The organism is Streptomyces venezuelae (genome assembly GCF_008642355.1).
In the GTDB taxonomy this organism is placed as follows: Bacteria; Actinomycetota; Actinomycetes; order Streptomycetales; family Streptomycetaceae; genus Streptomyces; species Streptomyces venezuelae_B.
In genome coordinates, this window is sequence record NZ_CP029193.1 from 6,621,488 (window position 1) to 6,637,875 (window position 16,388).

Sequence of the window (16,388 nt, forward strand, 5' to 3'; positions counted from 1 at the left end):
CCGTGCGGTGTGCACGCTCCTCAAGGGGCCTGTGTGACGGGGGTGGTGCCGTGTCGGCGCAGCACCACCCCCGTGCCGGCCAAGGAATTCCGACACAGGCGCTAGACGCCCGGAGCGGCCCGCTCCACCACCGACGCCAGATCGAGACTGTGCGGCAGCGTGCCGAACGCCGCGCCCCAGTCCCCGCCGAGCCGCGAGGCGCAGAACGCGTCGGCGACCTCCGGAGGCGCGTACCGCACAAGCAGTGAGCCCTGGAGCACCAGCGCCATCCGCTCCACGAGCCGCCGCCCGCGCCCCTCGATGCCCTCCAGGTCGGCCAGTTCGGTCAGCAGGTCCTTGATCGCGGCGTCCAGGCGGTGGTCCGCGCCGCGCGCCGTCCCGACCTCCTGGAGGAACGCGTTCAGGGCCCGCGGCTCCCGCTGCAGCGCCCGCAGCACGTCCAGCGCCTGGACGTTCCCCGACCCCTCCCAGATGGAGTTGAGCGGCGCCTCGCGCAGCAGCCGCGGCATGCCCGAATCCTCCACGTAACCGTTGCCGCCCAGGCATTCGAGCGCCTCACCCGCCAGTGGAGTGCAGCGCTTGGTCACCCAGTACTTCGCCGCGGGCACCGCGAGCCGCAGGAACGCCTGCTCCTGCTCGCCCCCGTCGTCGTAGGCCGCGGCCAGCCGCAGCGCCAGCGTCGTGGCGGCCTCCGACTCCAGCGCCAGATCGGCCAGTACGTTGCGCATGAGCGGCTTGTCGACGAGCCTGCCGCCGAACGCCTCCCGGTACGTGGCGTGGTGCACCGCCTGAGCGACGGCCTGCCGCATCAGCGCCGCCGACCCGATCACACAGTCCAGTCGGGTCGCCGCCACCATCTCGATGATGGTGCGCACCCCGCGCCCCTCGTCCCCGACCCGCCGCGCCCACGTCCCGTCGAACTCGACCTCGCTGGACGCGTTGGACCTGTTGCCCAGTTTGTCCTTGAGCCGCTGGATGGCGAAGACGTTCCGCGAGCCGTCCTCAAGGACCCGCGGCACGAGGAAGCACGTCAGGCCCTGTTCGGCCTGCGCGAGGACCAGGAACCCGTCGGACATGGGCGCGGAGCAGAACCACTTGTGCCCCGTGAGCGCGTACGTCCCCTCCTCGGCGAGGGCCTGCGCGCGCGTGGTGTTGGCCCGTACGTCGCTGCCGCCCTGCTTCTCCGTCATGCCCATCCCGAAGACGGCGCCCGCCTTCCGGGACGCCGGGCGCAGCCCCTCGTCGTACACGGTCGAGGTGAGGCGCGGCTCCCACTCGGCGGCGAGCGCCGGGTCGGCGCGGAGCGCGGGCACCGCGGCGTGCGTCATCGAGACCGGGCAGCCGTGCCCGCCCTCGACCTGCGTCCACACCAGGAATCCGGCGGCCCGGCGCAGATGCCCGCCGGGCCGCGCCCAGGCGGCGGTCAGGCCCGCGGAGACCGCCTTGCCGAGCAGCCGGTGCCACGCCGGGTGGAACTCGACCTCGTCGATCCGGTTGCCGTACCGGTCGTGCGTGTGCAGAACCGGAGGATTCGTGTTCGCCAGATCTCCCCACTTCTGCGCCTGGGCGGATCCCGCGGCCCGGCCGAGCAACGAGAGCTCGTCGCGGGCGGAATCGAGGAGCGCCGGATCGAGGTGCCGCTCGACCCCTTCCACGAGGGCCCGGTCGGACGTGAATACGTCATATCCCACCAGGGGCGGAGCCTGGTTGGTCACTGTGTGGGTGCTGGCTGCCATGCCGCTACGGTAAGGAGGTGCACCAGGCAAAAGAAACACCCGGGCGGCCGTCGGGCCGCTGGAACCGGGCCCGCGCTCTCTACCGGAACGTCTCCATGCGCAGGACCGCCTGGCTGCTGCTCAAGGACACCGTCAACTCGTGCATCGAGTACCGCATCCTGGGGCTCGCGGCCGAGGCGGCCTTCTTCACGCTGCTCTCCGTCCCGCCGCTGCTGCTGAGCCTCATCGGCCTGCTCGCGTACGTCGACCGGTGGACGGGCGCGGACACCATCGCCAGCGTGCAGAACAACATCCTGGAGGCGTCCCGCACGGTCCTCTCCGACCGGGGCGTCCACCAGATCGCGGAACCGATACTGGACGACGTGATGCGGGTCAGCCGGCCCGACGTCATCTCCATCGGCTTCCTGTTCGCCCTGTGGTCCGGCTCGCGCGCCGTGAACGTCTTCATCGACACCATCACCGTGATGTACGGCCTCGACGGCGTCCGCGGCATCGTCAAGACCCGGATCCTCGCCTTCGGCCTGTTCATCGTGGCGCTGCTCATCGGGTCGGTGGCGCTGCCGCTGATGGTGGCGGGCCCGGACGCGGTGGTGAACCTGTTGCCGGGCTCGACGACGGTCGTCCAGATCTTGTACTGGCCGGTCGTCGTCATCCTCTCCGTCGTCTTCCTCACGACGCTGTATCACGTGTCAGTGCCGGTGCGTTCGCCGTGGGTGGAGGACATGCCGGGCGCGCTGATCGCCCTCGCCATGTGGGTGCTCGGCAGCTTCCTGCTCCGCATCTACCTCACCAGCACGGTGGAGGGCCCCACCATCTACGGCTCGCTCGCGGCGCCCGTCGCCGTGCTGCTGTGGATCGGCGTCTCCGCGTTCGCGGTCCTGGTCGGCGCCGCGGTCAACGCGGCCATCGACCGGGTCTGGCCGTCCGTCGCCACGGCCGCGGCGCGCGCCGCGAACGACCGCATAAGGGAGGCGCAGGCCGCGGAGGTGGTGGCCCGCGCGGCCGCGGCGCGGGAGGCGATGGCGGACCTCGACGACCCCGACGACCCCGAGATGCCGTCCGAGTTCCCCGAGCGCTGGTCGCGGTTCCTGCCGCCGGACGACGTGTCGTCGCGGCTGCGGACGCCGGCGAAACAGCCGAAGCACGCGAAGCGGAACGGGACGGGTCCCGGGGACAACGGCCCCTCCGGCGATTGAGGAGCGGGGCCCGGGGCAGCGCCCCGGGACTCCCGCCCCGGAGGGCGTGAGGTCAGCACTTCCAGGTGCCGGCCGCCGCCTGCTCCCCGGCGAAGTCGGCGAAATCCCTCGGGTCGCGGCCCAGCACCTCCCGCACCCCGTCGGAGCACCTCGCGTTGCGGCCGTCGAGGTTCGTCTCGAACAGCTCGATCAGGAACTCCACCTCCTCGGCGGGCACCCCGAACCCGGCGAGCGCCGCGCCGTACTCGCGGGCGGAGACCGGCACGTACGTCATCTCGCGCCCCGCCGCCGCCGCGACCTCCGCCACCGCCTGCCGGAACGAAAGCAGCCGGGGACCCGTGAGGTCGAGGGTGCGGCCCGTGAACCGGTCGCCGCCGGTCAGCGCGGCCACGACCACGTCACCGATGTCGCGGGCGTCGATGAACGGTTCGAGCACCTCACCTGCGGGGAACACCAGCTCCCCGCCCCGCATCGCGTCGAGGAGCGGCCCCTCACTGAGGTTCTGCGCGAACCAACTGGCCCGTACGACGGTCCACTCGGCCCCCGAGTCCCGTACCGCCCGCTCGGTCGCGTGCGCCTGGTCCTCGCCCCGCGCCGACAGCAGCGTCAGCCGCCGTACGCCCGCCGCCACCGCCTCGCGGGCGAACGCGCCGACCGTCCCGGCCGCGCCGGGCGCGCCCACGTCCGGCAGGTACGCGAGGTGCGCGGCGTCCGCGCCCCGCAGGGCGCCCGCCCACGTCGACGGGTCCGTCCAGTCGAACCGCACGGTGCCGCTCCGCGAGGCGGCCCGCACGGTGAGCCCGGCCGCCTCGGCGGACTCCACGACCCGGCGCCCCACGCGCCCGGTGGCCCCGGTGACCAGCACGGTCATGCCCGTGTCCGTCGTCCTCGTCGTGTGCTCTGCGGTCGTGTTCTCAGTGTTCGTCGTCATGGCCCTCAGTCAACTGCCGGGCCCGCCGGGGAACCATCGCCGAGGAGCTCACGGCCATACGCGTACGTCCACGCGTCCGCCCTCTACGCTTCCGGCATGGACGTACTCGCCGGACTGCTCGAAGGGCCGCGCGCCCGAGGCGCCTTCATGATGCGCGCGCTCTTCGACCCGCCGTGGTCCGTCCGCATCGCGGACGAGGCGCCGCTGTCCGTCATGGTCATGGTGCGCGGCGACGCGTGGATCACCCCGGCGGACGGCTCGCCCGCGCAGCGCATCCGCCCCGGTGCCCTCGCGATCGCCCGCGGCCCCGACCACTACACGTGCGCCGGGGAACCCGACACCGCACCCTTCGCCGAGATCCAACCGGGACAGCGCTGCGCACCCCTCGACGGCGCCCCCGTGGCCCGGTACCGCGACCTCGGCCCGCGCGCCTGGGGCGAGCGGCGCGACGCCTCCGTGGAGATGCTGATCGGCACGTACCAGATGCGGGGCGAGATCACCGGCCGGCTCCTCGACGCGCTGCCGCCGCTGCTCGTCCTGCCCGGCGAGGTGTGGCAGTGTCCGCTGACCCCGGTCGTCGCCGACGAGATCGGCAAGGACGAGCCGGGCCAGGCCGTCGTCCTGGACCGGCTCCTCGACCTGCTCCTGATCGCCGCTCTGCGCGCCTGGTTCTCCCGTCCGGAGGCGGCGGCGCCGGCCTGGTACCGGGCGATGGGTGACCCGGTCGTCGGCAGCGCCCTGCGCCTGCTCCAGGACGACCCGGCCCACCCCTGGACGATCGCGGCCCTCGCACAGAAGACGGGCGTCTCACGGGCCGCGCTGGCCCGACGCTTCGCGGAGCTCGTGGGGGAGCCCCCGATGACGTACCTGACGAACTGGCGCCTCGCGCTCGCCGCGGACCTGCTGCGCGACACCGACCTGACGATCGGCTCGATAGCCCGCCGCATCGGTTACGGCAGCGCGTTCGCCCTGTCCGGGGCGTTCAAGCGGGTGTACGGGGTGAGTCCGCAGGAGCACCGGGTCGGTGCCGCCGCGTAATCTCGGACACGTGGCCACGAAACGCGTCGAACCCCGCGACTACCGGGAGCGGCCGTCCCGGCTGACCGGCGCGGTCGTCTGGACCCGTGTGGCCACGGGCGCCCCCGGCGACACCCGGCCCGTGCTGCCCGACGGCTGCATGGACCTGCTGTGGACCGAGGGCCAGCTGTTCGTCGCGGGGCCGGACACCCGCGCGTACGTCCCGCAGGACATGGAACCCGGCACGCGGTTCGTCGGCATTCGGTTCCGTCCCGGCACCGCGCCCGCCTTCCTCGGCGTACCCGCCCACGAACTGCGCGACCGGCGGGCCGAGTTGGCGGATCTGTGGAGCGCCGCCGAGGCGCGTCGGCTGACGGAGCGGGTGGACGACGCCGACGATCCGATGGCCGTCCTGGAGGCCGTCGCCGCGGAGCGCGTCGCCCGCGCCGAGCCGCCCGACCCGCTGCTCGCCCACGTCGTCGCCTCCCTGGACGCGGGCCACTCGGTGACGCGCACCGCGGCGGACGCGGGCATCAACGCCCGTCGGCTGCACCGCCGTTCGCTGCACGCCTTCGGCTACGGGCCCAAGACGCTGGCCCGGGTGCTTCGCCTGCAGCGGGCGCTCGCGCTGGCCCGCGACGGCATGTCGTTCGCGGACACGGCGGCCGTCGCGGGCTTCGCCGACCAGGCGCATCTGGCCCGCGACGTGCGGGAGTTGACGGGGGTGTCGCTGAGCGCCCTACTCGGCGGCGGAACCCAGCGGCGCGAACAGGTCGACGCCGTTGCCGTCCGGATCGAGCACGACGGCGTACCGCTGACCCCAGGGCGCGTCGAACGGCTTGAGTTCGCTCGCGTACCCGGCGCCCGTGACGTCCCCGTACACCGCGTCGACACCGGCCGGCGTCCCGCAGTGGAAGGCGAGCCCGATCCGGCCCGCGCCCGCGGGCGGCTGCCAGTCCCGGTGGAACGACCGCACGGTCGCCTCCGTGTCGAAGGCGATCCGCAGCCCGCCAGGAAGGGCCGCCTCCACGTGCGGCAGGCTCTCGGCGCCCTCGGGGAACTCCAGGCCGAGACGGCGGTAGAACGCGAGCGACGCGGCCAGGTCGGAGACGACGAGGCCGATCAGGTCGAAACGGGGCGTGGGGGACTTCGTAGTGGCTGACTTCGGTGTGCTGTCCATGCCCGCAGCGTAGGCAGGGGGCCGCTCACCGGTCTTGAAGGAAACGGACACGGTGCCCGCACCGCTGAGCCGCGCGGGTGGTGGTCTACGGCACTCTGCCGACGGACGTCTACCCTCCGCTCCGGCTCGACCAGGGAGAACGCGAACAGGTGGCCGACGAGCCGCCGTCGTGACTGTCACCGGCCCCGATTCCCCGCTACGTTGGAGGACATGGACTATCCCGGTGACAACCGGCTCGCGGCGGCTGTCGTGGTGTTCCGCCGTCGTGTGCTGCTCGTGCGACGCAGCGAGACCGAGCGGTTCCTGCCCGGCGTGTGGGGCGTCCCGTGCGGGAAGCTGGAGCCCGGCGAGAGTCCGCGGGACGGCGTCCTGAGAGAGCTCAAGGAGGAGACGGGACTGCTCGGCCGGGTCCTCCGCAAGGTCGGCGAGTCCTCCTTCGTCAGTACGTACCGCGGGCACGAGGTCAAGAACTGGCAGGACAACTTCCTCGTACGGCCCCTCACCTTCGACGTGACCCTGCCCCTGCCCGACCAGGACCACCGCTGGCTCGCCCCCGCCGACCTCGGCACCGTCCGGATCGACGACTACAACCGGGAGATCGTCCGCCAGGCCTTCGGCTGAGCCGCCCCGGTCAGGTCGTCGGGTCCTCCGCGAGCAGGTCGGCCAGCGCCGACAACTCCGCCAGGTAGTCGTTCACCTCGAGTGGCTTCTTCGCCACCGCACGCCCGGCCGTGTCGTCGGCCACGGGTACGGCCGTCGCCGGCACCGCTCCCGTCCCCGCTCCCGCGAACACGTCCGTGTACCGCCGCCGCCCCGACCCCGTCTCCAGGAACAGCGTGACCGTCGGCCCCGCGGAGTCGCACCACGCGCGGTGCAGCACATGCGGCGGCAGCGCGTAACCGCTCCCCGCCGTGTACCGGGCGCTCTGCACGAGCCGCAGCCGCGCGCCGCCCGCGGGCTCCAGGAGCCAGTCGCCCTCCTCACCCGTCAAGGACTCCCGGTACCAGGCCGCGGCGACGCCCTGCCCGGCGCAGGGGGCCGCGCGCTCGTACAGCTCCATGCCCAGCGCGCCCCGCACCACGTACGAGGCGAGCGGCGAGCGGTGGTTGTGGATGTCCTCGCGGGTGCCGCGGCCCGGATGCCACACGTGCGCGCGCAGCATGTGCCGCGGTCCGCCGTCGATGAGGAGCAGCTTGTCGAAGCCGAGAACGTGACGGTACGACAGGAGCGCGCATCCCGAGGGGTCGCCCGCGCCGGCCGCCAGTTCACGGACCAGCGGCAACAGTCGTTCAGTGGAGCCCAGTTCGGCGACGGCGGAGCGAGCCTCCCGCACCAGCTCGTCGTCCCCCTCCGGCCCGTCCAGCGACTCCTCCAGCAGCTTCGTGGCGTCCTGGACGTGCCGACCACCCAACGCACTCTCCCCCTCGTCGCACTCTCCCCGCGTCCGCGCGCCTCAGCCACCCGGCTGATACATCCATACGGCATGTGCCCGCAGCACCGAAAGGCCTTGGTAGGTCATCCACAGCGGGTAGGCGAGATCGGCCCCGTCCCACGTCCAGATCCCGTTGTCCTGCTGCCGCCACACGCACGCCGCCGCCCCCGCGAGCATCTCCTGCCGGACCGCTTCCGTGCCCTCGTCGACGGCGACCGCGTGCGCGCCCGGCGTGAGCAGTGCCCGCATCACCCAGGCCGCCGAGAAGTGCCGCACGGCGAGCACCTCGGAGCGCGACGCGTCGTCGGGGTGCGGCCGGCGCACCGTCTCGTGCCCGCTCTCCAGGTCGTCGCAGCCGTCGTGCGCGGCGCCGGGGCAGGAGAGCAGCCAGCGGATGCCCTCCTCGCGCGTGGCGCGGGCGTTCGTGTCCTCGCCGAGCACCCGGGCCGCCCGGTCGAGCGCGACGACGGCCTGCGCCGTGTGCACGGCCGACGGCGCCACCGTCCTGCCGCGCGGCGGGGTGAGCCGGGAACCCCAGCAGCGCCGGTGGTCGCGCGCCGGATCGGTCACGGCCCCGTCGACGAGCGCGTCCCGCAGGACCGGCAGGGCGGGCGAGCCCGGTGCCGCGCGCAGCAGCCCGCGCAGCACCGTCGTCACGACGTGGGTCAACTCCGCCCCCGCGGGTTCGAGTTCGCGGGTGAAGCGCTCCGTGCAGTGTTCCGCCTCCGCGGCGAGAAGCCGGCCGTCCGCGCCCGCCCGCGCCAGCGCGCCGAGCACCAGCGCCGTCACCTCGGGCCGCCCCACCGCGCCCTGTGACCGCGCCGACCAGCCGCCCTCGGGCAACCGCAGCCGCCACAGCGTCTCCACGAGGTCGGAGGCGCGCAACCGCCCGTCGGGCACTCCGAGTTCGAGGACGATGTGCAGTCCGTACGCGGTGCCGGTCGCCGTCGGCCGTACCGGCTCCGGCTGTTCGTCGAGCGCGTGCGACCAGCCCGTGAGGCGGCCGACCAGCGGATCGTCGAAGACCGTGAGACGGTCGACGAGCGTGGCGTACGTGGCGGCGGAGAGCCCCGGCAGCGGCCCGGAAGCCCCTGGTTCGACCGGGCCACCGGACGCCGTTCCGGGCCGCGGGCACCCCGTCCAGGGGGTCGGCGGCCCCGTCGTCCGCCGACCCCCTGGCGCGCAGCAGCGCCGCGGCGAGCCACGCGGAGATCCCCGTCCCGAGGCCGCTGACCACGGCGAGCGAGTAGCGGGCCGTGTCCCCGAACAGCGCGTCGGGGAGCAGCCCCACCAGGGCCTGGAACACCGCGTAGCCCACGGCGAGGGGCCCGAATCTGCTCAGCCACGTCACGACCCGCCCCGACGGCGGGTCGGAGGGCGGCTCCGGTGGCACGGGGTGCCCGGCGGGGTCTGTGCTTGTGCGCATGCGTGCTGTAGGCATGAACTCCACCTACCCATATGACATGTGAGAGCGAAAGGGAGTGGGCACCGTGCCCGGTTCGGAACCGACCGCGGACCTCACGGGGTGGAACGCGTCCCCCTTCACGGGAGCCGGTCTCACCCATGATGTCCATGAGAAAGGGACAGGCCCCGGCGTCGTCCTGGTTCCCGAGATCCCGGGCGTGCACCCCGGAGTCCTGGGCCTGGGCGAGCACCTGGTGAAGCAGGGCTTCACCGTCGCGATCCCGTCCCCCTTCGGCGAGCCGGGCCGCCCGGTCTCCGTACCGTATGCCCTGGGCGTCTTCGGCCGCGTCTGCGTCGCCTCAGAGTTCCGCGCCTTCGCCACCAACGCCCGGCGCCCCTTCGCCGACCACCTCCGCGCCCTCGCCCGTGATTTGGCGTCCCGCACACCGGGCCCGGGGGTCGGCGTCATCGGCATGTGCTTCACCGGCGGCTTCGCGCTCGCCGCCGCCACGGACCCGGCCGTCCTCGCGCCCGTGCTCAGCCAGCCTTCGCTGCCGCTGCCGGTGAGCGCCGCGCGCCGGGTCGACCCCGGTCTGTCCCGCGCCGAGTTCGACACCGTCGTCGCCCGCACCAGGAACGAGGGGCTGTGTGCGCTCGGGCTGCGGTTCAGCGAGGACAAGCTGGTCCCGCGCGACCGCTTCGCCACGCTGCGCCGCCATTTCGGCGACGCGTTCGAGGTCATCGAACTCGACTCGTCGCCGGGCAACGGGACCGGGTTCGCGAAGTCGGCGCACTCCGTCCTCACGGAGGAGGTGCGCGAGGTGCCGGGGCACCCCGCGCACGCGGCACGCGAACGGGTCGTCGCGTTCCTGCGGGAACGGCTGACCCCCACGGCCTAGAGGGCGGAGGCGCGTCTCCCTCAGCCGTCCGCCACCACCGAGAACACGCAGCTCAGGGACGACGGCCGCGGGGTGGCGCGGAGTTCGTACTGGGGCAGGACGCCCGGCCCGCACGACTGCGTGCCGATGCCGTGCCGGTCGATGTCGAGGTTGACCCAGACCGTGTCGCCGGGGACGAGGTCGGTGCGGTGCCGGGCGGCGTCGATCTGTTCCGTGGTCCAGCGGCGGGCGGTGAACGCGGGCGCGCCGTCGCTCTCCACGCGCACCCCGCCCACCTCGGCCCAGCGGACGGCCGGGCGCGCCCCGTTCTCCTGCGGGCGCACGTACGGCGTCTGCAGCGCGTCGACGTCCGACTCCCATACGCCGATCAGTGAGGCGGCCGCGGTGTCGGGATAGGCCTCGCCGGGCCCGCCGCCGAACCACCGCACCCGGCCCGAAGCCCCCGGCAGCCCGAAGCGGATGCCGAGGCGCGGCAGCGGCACGGGCCACTCGCCCTCCGGCGTCACCGACATCCGCAGCAGCAGCCTGGGGCCGTTCGACGCCCAGTGGTACTCCGTGCGCAGCGCCAGGTCGCTCGCCGCGGGCGCCACCCGGGTGCGCACCGTCAGTCCCTGATCGGTCAGCACGACGGCGTCGACGCGGTGGTGCATGCGGTGCAGACCCAGCGCCCGCCAGCGGTCGGCCACGGACGGCTCGGGGAGCCAGGGCATGCCGTTGTCGTTGTCGGTGGGGGCCCGCCACACGTCGAGGCGCAGGCCGGTGATCTCCCGGTCGTGGAAGGCGATGAGCGTGCCCGTGCGGGCGTCGAAGGTGGCTGCGCCGAGCGCGATGTGCCGCCCGTCCGCGTCCGCCGTCGGTGCCGCCCCGCCGGGCACGGGCAGGACCATGCCGTACTCGACGGGCAGTTGGGCCCACGCCACCACATGGCCCTCCGGTGCCCACGCCGTGTCCTCGGCGAGCGACGCCCGTACCGTCCACTGGGTCTCGGCGTCCGGGGCGCGGCGCGGCGGGGGCGGCAGCGTGACCTCCGTGCGCTCTCCGGGCCCGACCCGCGGCACGGCGAGGGTGCCTTCGGCGACGGTCGTGCCGTCCTTCTCGTACGACCAGGTGAAGGCGAGGTGGGAGAGGCCGGTGAAGTCGTGGAGGTTGGTGACGGTGACCGTGCCTGCGGGGCCGTCGCCCTCGATGCGGACGGGCTCGATCACCTTCTTGTACTCGACGAGTCCGGGGGACGGCGTCCGGTCGGGGAAGACGAGGCCGTCGCAGACGAAGTTCCCGTCGTGCAGTTCCTCGCCGAAGTCGCCGCCGTACGCGTACTCGTACGCGGGGTGCGCGATGCCGTGGTCGATCCACTCCCAGACGAACCCGCCCTGCAGCCGTTCGTATGTCTCGAACAGCTGCTGGTACTCGCTGAGTCCGCCGGGGCCGTTGCCCATGGCGTGGGCGTACTCGCAGAGGATGAAGGGGAGGCGCCGGCGCCGCTCGGGTCCCTCGTCCTCGCCCCGGCCGATGCGTTCGACCTCGGCGTGGTCGGCGTACATCCGCGAGTAGACGTCCGTGTCCGCGCAGGACCGGTCGCCCTCGTAGTGGAGGAGGCGGCTGTCGTCGCGCGAACGGATCCAGTCGGCCATCGCGGTCAGGCCGCGGCCGGTCCCGCACTCGTTGCCGAGCGACCACAGGACGACCGAGGGGTGGTTCTTGTCGCGCTCGACCATGCGGGCTGCGCGGTCCAGGAGCGCGGGCGTCCAGCGGTCGTCGTCGACCGGGTCGGCGCGCCGGCCGACGGCTCCGAAGCCGTGGGTCTCCAGGTCGCACTCGTCCACGACCCACAGGCCCAGCTCGTCGCACAGGTCGAGGAAGGCGGGGTGGGGCGGATAGTGGCTGGTGCGGACGGCGTTGATGTTGTGACGCTTCATCAGGACCACGTCCGCGCGCATGGTTGCGAGGTCGACGGTCCGGCCCGTCTCCGGGTGGAACTCGTGGCGGTTCACGCCCCGGAACAGGATGGGGCGGCCGTTGACCCTGATGGTTCCGTCCTCGACGGTGACCGTGCGGAAGCCGACGCGCAGCGGGACGCGCTCCCCGGGTGTGGCGAGTGTCGCGTCGTACAGGCGCGGCGTCTCGGCCGTCCACGGCTCCACGGCCACGGCGGTCTCCTCGCCGGTCGCCACGTCGATCCCCAACTCGGGCACGGTGACCCGGCCCCGGACGTCCGAGTCGACCCGCAGCGTGCCGGTGCCCGTGCGGTGGTCGTACGCGGCGTGGACGAAGAAGTCGCGGACACAGCCGTCCGGCCGGTGCAGGAGCGTCACGTCACGGAAGATGCCGGGCAGCCACCACTGGTCCTGGTCCTCCAGGTACGAACCGGCGGACCACTGGTGGACGCGGACCGCGAGGATGTTGCCCGACGGGCGCAGCAGCTCGCCCACGGTGAACTCGTGGGGGAGCCGGGAGCCCTTGAAGTCGCCGAGTTCCGTGCCGTTCAGCCAGACGCGCGCGCAGGACTCCACGCCGTCGAAGCGGAGGACTGCGGTGCCGTCCGCCGGCCAGTCGGGGGGCAGGTCGAAGGTGCGCAGGTGGTCGCCGGTGGGGTTCTCGGTGGGGACGCGCGGCGGATCGAGCGGGAACGGGTAGAGCATGTTGGTGTACTGGGGCGCGCCGTGCCCCTGCAGCACCCAGTGGCCGGGCACCGCGATCTCGTCCCAGGCCGCGCTGTCGTATCCGTCGGCGGCGAAGGCGTCGTCCTCGGAGTGGGCGGTGGGGGAGAGGCGGAAGCGCCAGGGACCGTTGAGGGAGAAGGTGGCGGCGTCCGACGCCGCGTACCACGCGCGGGGCGGGAGACAGCCGTTGCCGGGGGACACGTCCTCGTGGTGGGGAAGCTCCATGGGTTCCATCAGATCGTGCGGGGGCGGGGGCCCGCCATCCTCCAGGAGTGGGAGTCGTTGGATTCTTGGGGCCGGGCTTGGACGGGCCGCACGGCGACACCCTGCTGCTGACGGTGACCTGGGAGACACCGGTGCCGGACCCGCCGCTGCCCGCGGGCGGCGAACCGCCGCGGCACATCGCGGAGCGGAGCGGGACACGGCGGGCGGAAACGCTGCCCACTGTCCGTTCGTCCCGTCGCGGGCCATCATGACGAGGCGCGCCCGGGACGTGCCCGGCGGCGAGCGGGACGGGGGCTCGGGTGGGTGGACCGGACGGCGGACTCGACACGGCGGGTTCCTATGCCGCCCTTGCCGAGTACTACGACGCCATCATGACGTCGGGCTATTACGACTACGCCCGGTACGCGCGTGCCCTGGCCACCGAGCTGGCGGACGGCACCGATCAGCCGGTGGACGGCACCGACGTCCTCGAACTGGGCGTCGGTACCGGCCTGGTCTGCGAGGCACTCCTGGACCTCGTGCCCGCGAGCGTGCGGCTGACGGGCATCGACCACACGGCGGCCATGCTGGCCCGAGCGCGGGCCAGATCCGGGCTCCGCGGGCGCGTCCGGCTCCTGGCCCAGGACATCCTCGCCCCGGACCTGCCCGGCGGTTTCGCCGCCGCCTACTCGGTCGGCGGGATCTGGCTGTTCCTGCGCGACCGGGACGGCCTCCGGCTGGGCAGTCATCTCCCGGACGACGAGGACAACGTCAAGGGTCTGGAGAACCTGGCCGAGGTGCTCCGGCCGGGCGGCTGCCTGCTGCTCGCCGTCCAGGACGCCCACCGCCCCTTCCGGCGGCCGCTGCCCGGCGGTCTCGTCTACGCCCAGGATGTCCGCGACCACGGGAACGGGCGCATCACCAAGGACTACTGCGTCCTGCGCGACGACACCGTCCTCGCCCACCAGCGCTCCGTCTACCGCCTGTACGCCGAGGACGACGCGAACCGGCTCCTGGAGCGGTGCCGGTTCGCCCGCGCGGGCACGGACCCGGACGGGCTGTTCCGGCGCTACGTACGGACGTGACTCAGGACAGCTCCGGCGTCCCGCAGCCGTGGGCGTGCGCCGAGCGTCGCGCGAACTCCTTCAACGCCGCGTGCTCGTGGGCGAGGTCGGCCGCCGACGGTTTTGTGCGGTGTCTGTCGTACGTGCCCGACCTGTCCTCACGCCACGCCCCCTCGTCCCGGACCGTGAACAGGGCGGGACCGCTGCCGTCCCGGCAGACCGCGCTCGCCCAGCGGCCGCCGCCCGCGAGGCGTCCGGCCGGGGCGTCGGCGGGGCCCGGCTCCTCGGTGTACTCGCCGTGACGGCGCTCGTGGTCGAGGCGTTCGGAGACCGCGTACGGGCCGTAGAACGCGGTGAGGTGGTAGCGGGGCGTCTCGTCCGACGGGGCCGGACCCGGGAGTTCGGGGCGCCCGCCCGCCACGACGCACACCTCGACGGGGCTCTCGCCGCTCGCGCTCTCCCAGGCCCGGGAGACGCGTCCGCCGCGGCCGGGGACGCCCTCGCACGTCCCGGACGCGTCGGCGAGCGGCACGCTCTCGTCGGCGTTCACCGGGAGCGCCACCGTGCGGAGCGGCTTGCCCGGCGCGGCGTCGCAGCCCCATTTCCCGGACGCCTTGACGGCCGTTCCCGTGGCGATCCGCGCGAAGGCGGCACGGCGGCGCGGATCGTCCAGCGTGATGTCCTCGTCCTTCGCGTCGACGGTGACGAGAAGGCCGCCGCGGTCACGCGCACAGTCCAGGAGTGTCACGACGGTGGCGCCGCTGCCCACGGACGGGTCCGTGTCGGTGGCCGATTCGCCGGTCGTGAACAGGCCCCGCCAGCCGCCGCCCAGCCCGACGGGCGGAAGCTCGGCCGCGGGGCGCGGGTAAAGCGGGTTCGTGCCGCGCCCACGTACCGACGCGCGGTCCACCGCGAAGTCGCCCCCGCGCCGCTGCGGCACGCTCTGCACGGTCACCTGCACCTCGGCCTCGTTCGTGCCGCCGCCCGCCACGGGCACGCCGTCGCCGGTGACGGAGCAGGTGACCGTGCGGCCCTCGTCCCCGGCGCGGTCCGACCCCTCCTCGTCCTCGGACAGCAGGACGTCCACCCGGCCGGGCCCCTTCTCGAACGGCCCGTCGCCGAGCACGTCCCGCATCTCGCGCGAGGGCAGCACGCCGTCGCACGCCTCGTCGAGCACCCGCTGTGCCATGCGGTGCTCGCGCGGGCCGCCCCACCAGTAGAAGCCGCCCGCCAGCAGGGCCAGGGCGACGAGCGCCCCGCAGGACGACAGGACGGCGCGTCCCGTCCTCGTCCGCCAGGTCAGTCGCGCCCGCGCCACTCCGCCACCTCTCCCACGATCTCCGTCCCGCGGCAGTGCGAACGCTTCGGCCAGCCGTCGGGCGCCGACAGGTAGCGGTCCAGGACCGTGCGCGCGTGCCGCGAGAGGCGCCGCCGGTCCTTCGGTCCGAGGACGGTCTCGCCGTCCGCCGGGCCGCGGTCGAAGTCGAAGGCCGGGGTCACCCACACACGGTGGTACGTCGGTCCCGCCACGCACTCGGACCGGGCCCACAGGGCGAGTTGCGGGTCGTCATCCGACTGCTGGACGGCGAGGGACTTGTCGTGCCCGGACGGGGCCTTCGGGTCGGGCACCAGGGCCTTGTCGGCGTACTCCTCGTACGCGCCGGCCGCGAGCACGCCCGACCAGCTCTGCGCGCCCGCCGCCCGGACCGTGAGGTGGCCGGGGGAGCCCGCCGTGTCGTCCCACTGCCCGCCGCACGTGCCGGTCCGACGGTTGTACGTCGTGTCGTTGCCGTCGAAGCTCCACTTGCCGGGAGTCGACCCGAGCCCCTCGGGGGAGAGCCAGGCGCAGAGCGCGGGCGTCTTCGCCGGGGCGGCACCGGGCTCGGTCCGCAGCGGCTCGCTCCCACAACCCTGCTTCCGCGCGACCCAGTTGGTGACCTTTGCGGCCGTACGGGCGACGGCGAGCCGCTCCGCTCCCGGGACGCCGTACACGTCCGCCCCGTCCGCGGCGGACGGCAGGTCCACCGACACGAGGAGGTCCCGCGCCGTGCGGCCCCGCCCGTGCAGGCCCTTCGGGCAGTCGACGAGCAGGGACGCGGTCGCCACCGGGCCACCGCCGCTCGGCCGGTCCGCCGTGCCCACGCTGCCCGTGGCGGACGGCGGAAGCGGCAGCCCGAAGTCGCCCGTCACGGAACCGGGAGACGTGCGCTCGGGAACCGCCTCGGCCCGCACCCGCGCCCGTACACCCGCCGTCGTGCCACCGTCACCGTCGCCCCAGGCCAGCGTGCAGTCGAGCAGCGCGCGGCTCTCCTCCCCCGGCCGCAACAGAGTCCCGTACTCGTCGAGTGCGCCCCGCGCGTCGTCCGGCGCGGAGGCGTACATCTCCTCGCGGAGCAGCCCCGCACAGCCGCGCGTCACCAGCTCGCGGTTGGCGTCGAGCCGCTCCTCGCGCTCCTCGGCCCGCGCCACGGCGAACCAGGTCACGGACGACGCGGCCAGTACGGCGACCGCCACAGCGGCCACCGGCCAGGTGCGCCGTCGCGTGCGCGGCGCGCCCTTCTCAGGCATGGCGCTCCCCTTCCCCCGTACACGCCCGGCACCATGATCGAAAGGGACGCTATCAACCGGCCGGGACGCGCCGGGGGCGGGGACCCTTGTCGCCGGT

At 73.8% G+C, this 16,388-nt stretch carries 13 protein-coding genes and 1 pseudogene; 6 read left to right on the plus strand and 8 right to left on the minus strand.

The features are described from left to right. Nucleotides 1–101: 101 nt before the first annotated feature. A complete protein-coding gene (locus DEJ47_RS30320; protein WP_150173581.1) occupies nucleotides 102–1,736 on the minus strand; it encodes an acyl-CoA dehydrogenase family protein in 1,635 nt (544 codons plus the stop codon). A gap of 17 nt (nucleotides 1,737–1,753) precedes the next feature. Here DEJ47_RS30320 and DEJ47_RS30325 point away from each other — a divergent pair, with 17 nt between their 5' ends. Then, nucleotides 1,754–2,932 (plus strand): YihY/virulence factor BrkB family protein, encoded by a 1,179-nt coding sequence (locus DEJ47_RS30325; protein WP_150173583.1) that lies wholly within the window; start codon nucleotides 1,754–1,756, stop codon nucleotides 2,930–2,932. Between the two features lie 52 nt (nucleotides 2,933–2,984). Here the strand turns inward: DEJ47_RS30325 and DEJ47_RS30330 are convergent, their stop codons facing one another. Beyond that, entirely contained in the window at nucleotides 2,985–3,863 is an 879-nt protein-coding gene (locus DEJ47_RS30330) for an NAD(P)H-binding protein (RefSeq protein WP_150173585.1), read from the minus strand. Nucleotides 3,864–3,959: 96 nt separating this feature from the next. Between DEJ47_RS30330 and DEJ47_RS30335 the strand changes: the two genes are divergently transcribed. Next, on the plus strand, nucleotides 3,960–4,901 hold the full coding sequence (locus tag DEJ47_RS30335; RefSeq protein ID WP_150173587.1) for an AraC family transcriptional regulator: 942 nt from the start codon (nucleotides 3,960–3,962) through the stop codon (nucleotides 4,899–4,901). 121 nt (nucleotides 4,902–5,022) lie between these two features. After that, nucleotides 5,023–5,562: pseudogene (locus DEJ47_RS30340) on the plus strand (DUF6597 domain-containing transcriptional factor); the annotation flags it as partial. Nucleotides 5,563–5,619: 57 nt separating this feature from the next. On the opposite strand, the gene DEJ47_RS30345 reads toward DEJ47_RS30340, so the two are convergent. Next, nucleotides 5,620–6,060 carry a VOC family protein gene (locus DEJ47_RS30345; protein ID WP_150175957.1) on the minus strand — a complete coding sequence of 147 codons (441 nt, stop codon included), beginning with the start codon at nucleotides 6,058–6,060 and terminating at the stop codon, nucleotides 5,620–5,622. 210 nt (nucleotides 6,061–6,270) lie between these two features. Between DEJ47_RS30345 and DEJ47_RS30350 the strand changes: the two genes are divergently transcribed. Further along, nucleotides 6,271–6,681, plus strand: coding sequence for an NUDIX hydrolase (locus tag DEJ47_RS30350; protein ID WP_150173589.1), 411 nt, complete (start codon nucleotides 6,271–6,273; stop codon nucleotides 6,679–6,681). Between the two features lie 10 nt (nucleotides 6,682–6,691). Here DEJ47_RS30350 and DEJ47_RS30355 read toward each other — a convergent pair whose 3' ends face one another. Beyond that, the gene (locus tag DEJ47_RS30355) at nucleotides 6,692–7,471 is read right to left on the minus strand and encodes a hypothetical protein (RefSeq protein WP_150173591.1); all 780 of its coding nucleotides are present in this window, start codon (nucleotides 7,469–7,471) and stop codon (nucleotides 6,692–6,694) included. Nucleotides 7,472–7,513: 42 nt separating this feature from the next. Continuing rightward, complete coding sequence (locus DEJ47_RS30360; protein WP_223828553.1) at nucleotides 7,514–8,392, minus strand: hypothetical protein; 879 nt, start codon at nucleotides 8,390–8,392, stop codon at nucleotides 7,514–7,516. 590 nt (nucleotides 8,393–8,982) lie between these two features. On the opposite strand from DEJ47_RS30360, the gene DEJ47_RS30365 reads away from it, so the two are divergent. After that, nucleotides 8,983–9,795: a dienelactone hydrolase family protein gene (locus tag DEJ47_RS30365; protein ID WP_150173593.1), complete on the plus strand. Its 813-nt coding sequence runs from the start codon at nucleotides 8,983–8,985 to the stop codon at nucleotides 9,793–9,795. Nucleotides 9,796–9,815: 20 nt separating this feature from the next. Here DEJ47_RS30365 and DEJ47_RS30370 read toward each other — a convergent pair whose 3' ends face one another. Then, nucleotides 9,816–12,680, minus strand: coding sequence for a glycoside hydrolase family 2 TIM barrel-domain containing protein (locus DEJ47_RS30370; RefSeq protein WP_150173595.1), 2,865 nt, complete (start codon nucleotides 12,678–12,680; stop codon nucleotides 9,816–9,818). Nucleotides 12,681–12,979: 299 nt separating this feature from the next. On the opposite strand from DEJ47_RS30370, the gene DEJ47_RS30375 reads away from it, so the two are divergent. After that, on the plus strand, nucleotides 12,980–13,744 hold the full coding sequence (locus DEJ47_RS30375) for a class I SAM-dependent methyltransferase (protein ID WP_223828554.1): 765 nt from the start codon (nucleotides 12,980–12,982) through the stop codon (nucleotides 13,742–13,744). A gap of 1 nt (nucleotide 13,745) precedes the next feature. On the opposite strand, the gene DEJ47_RS30380 is transcribed toward DEJ47_RS30375, so the two are convergent. Further along, nucleotides 13,746–15,041, minus strand: a complete 1,296-nt coding sequence (locus DEJ47_RS30380) for a hypothetical protein (RefSeq protein ID WP_150173597.1) — start codon at nucleotides 15,039–15,041, stop codon at nucleotides 13,746–13,748. Continuing rightward, on the minus strand, nucleotides 15,023–16,291 hold the full coding sequence (locus tag DEJ47_RS30385) for a hypothetical protein (RefSeq protein WP_150173599.1): 1,269 nt from the start codon (nucleotides 16,289–16,291) through the stop codon (nucleotides 15,023–15,025). Before DEJ47_RS30385 ends, DEJ47_RS30380 begins: the two co-directional genes overlap by 19 nt. Between the last annotated feature and the right edge of the window lie 97 nt (nucleotides 16,292–16,388).

What these genes read in the sequence shown, in the direction of transcription:
- DEJ47_RS30350 (WP_150173589.1), top strand. Translation starts at nt 6,271, where the DNA reads ATGGACTATCCCGGTGACAACCGGCTCGCGGCGGCTGTCGTGGTGTTC.
- DEJ47_RS30345 (WP_150175957.1), bottom strand. Translation starts at nt 6,060, where the DNA reads ATGGACAGCACACCGAAGTCAGCCACTACGAAGTCCCCCACGCCCCGT.
- DEJ47_RS30320 (WP_150173581.1), bottom strand. Translation starts at nt 1,736, where the DNA reads ATGGCAGCCAGCACCCACACAGTGACCAACCAGGCTCCGCCCCTGGTG.
- DEJ47_RS30335 (WP_150173587.1), top strand. Translation starts at nt 3,960, where the DNA reads ATGGACGTACTCGCCGGACTGCTCGAAGGGCCGCGCGCCCGAGGCGCC.
- DEJ47_RS30370 (WP_150173595.1), bottom strand. Translation starts at nt 12,680, where the DNA reads ATGGAGCTTCCCCACCACGAGGACGTGTCCCCCGGCAACGGCTGTCTC.
- DEJ47_RS30330 (WP_150173585.1), bottom strand. Translation starts at nt 3,863, where the DNA reads ATGACGACGAACACTGAGAACACGACCGCAGAGCACACGACGAGGACG.
- DEJ47_RS30385 (WP_150173599.1), bottom strand. Translation starts at nt 16,291, where the DNA reads ATGCCTGAGAAGGGCGCGCCGCGCACGCGACGGCGCACCTGGCCGGTG.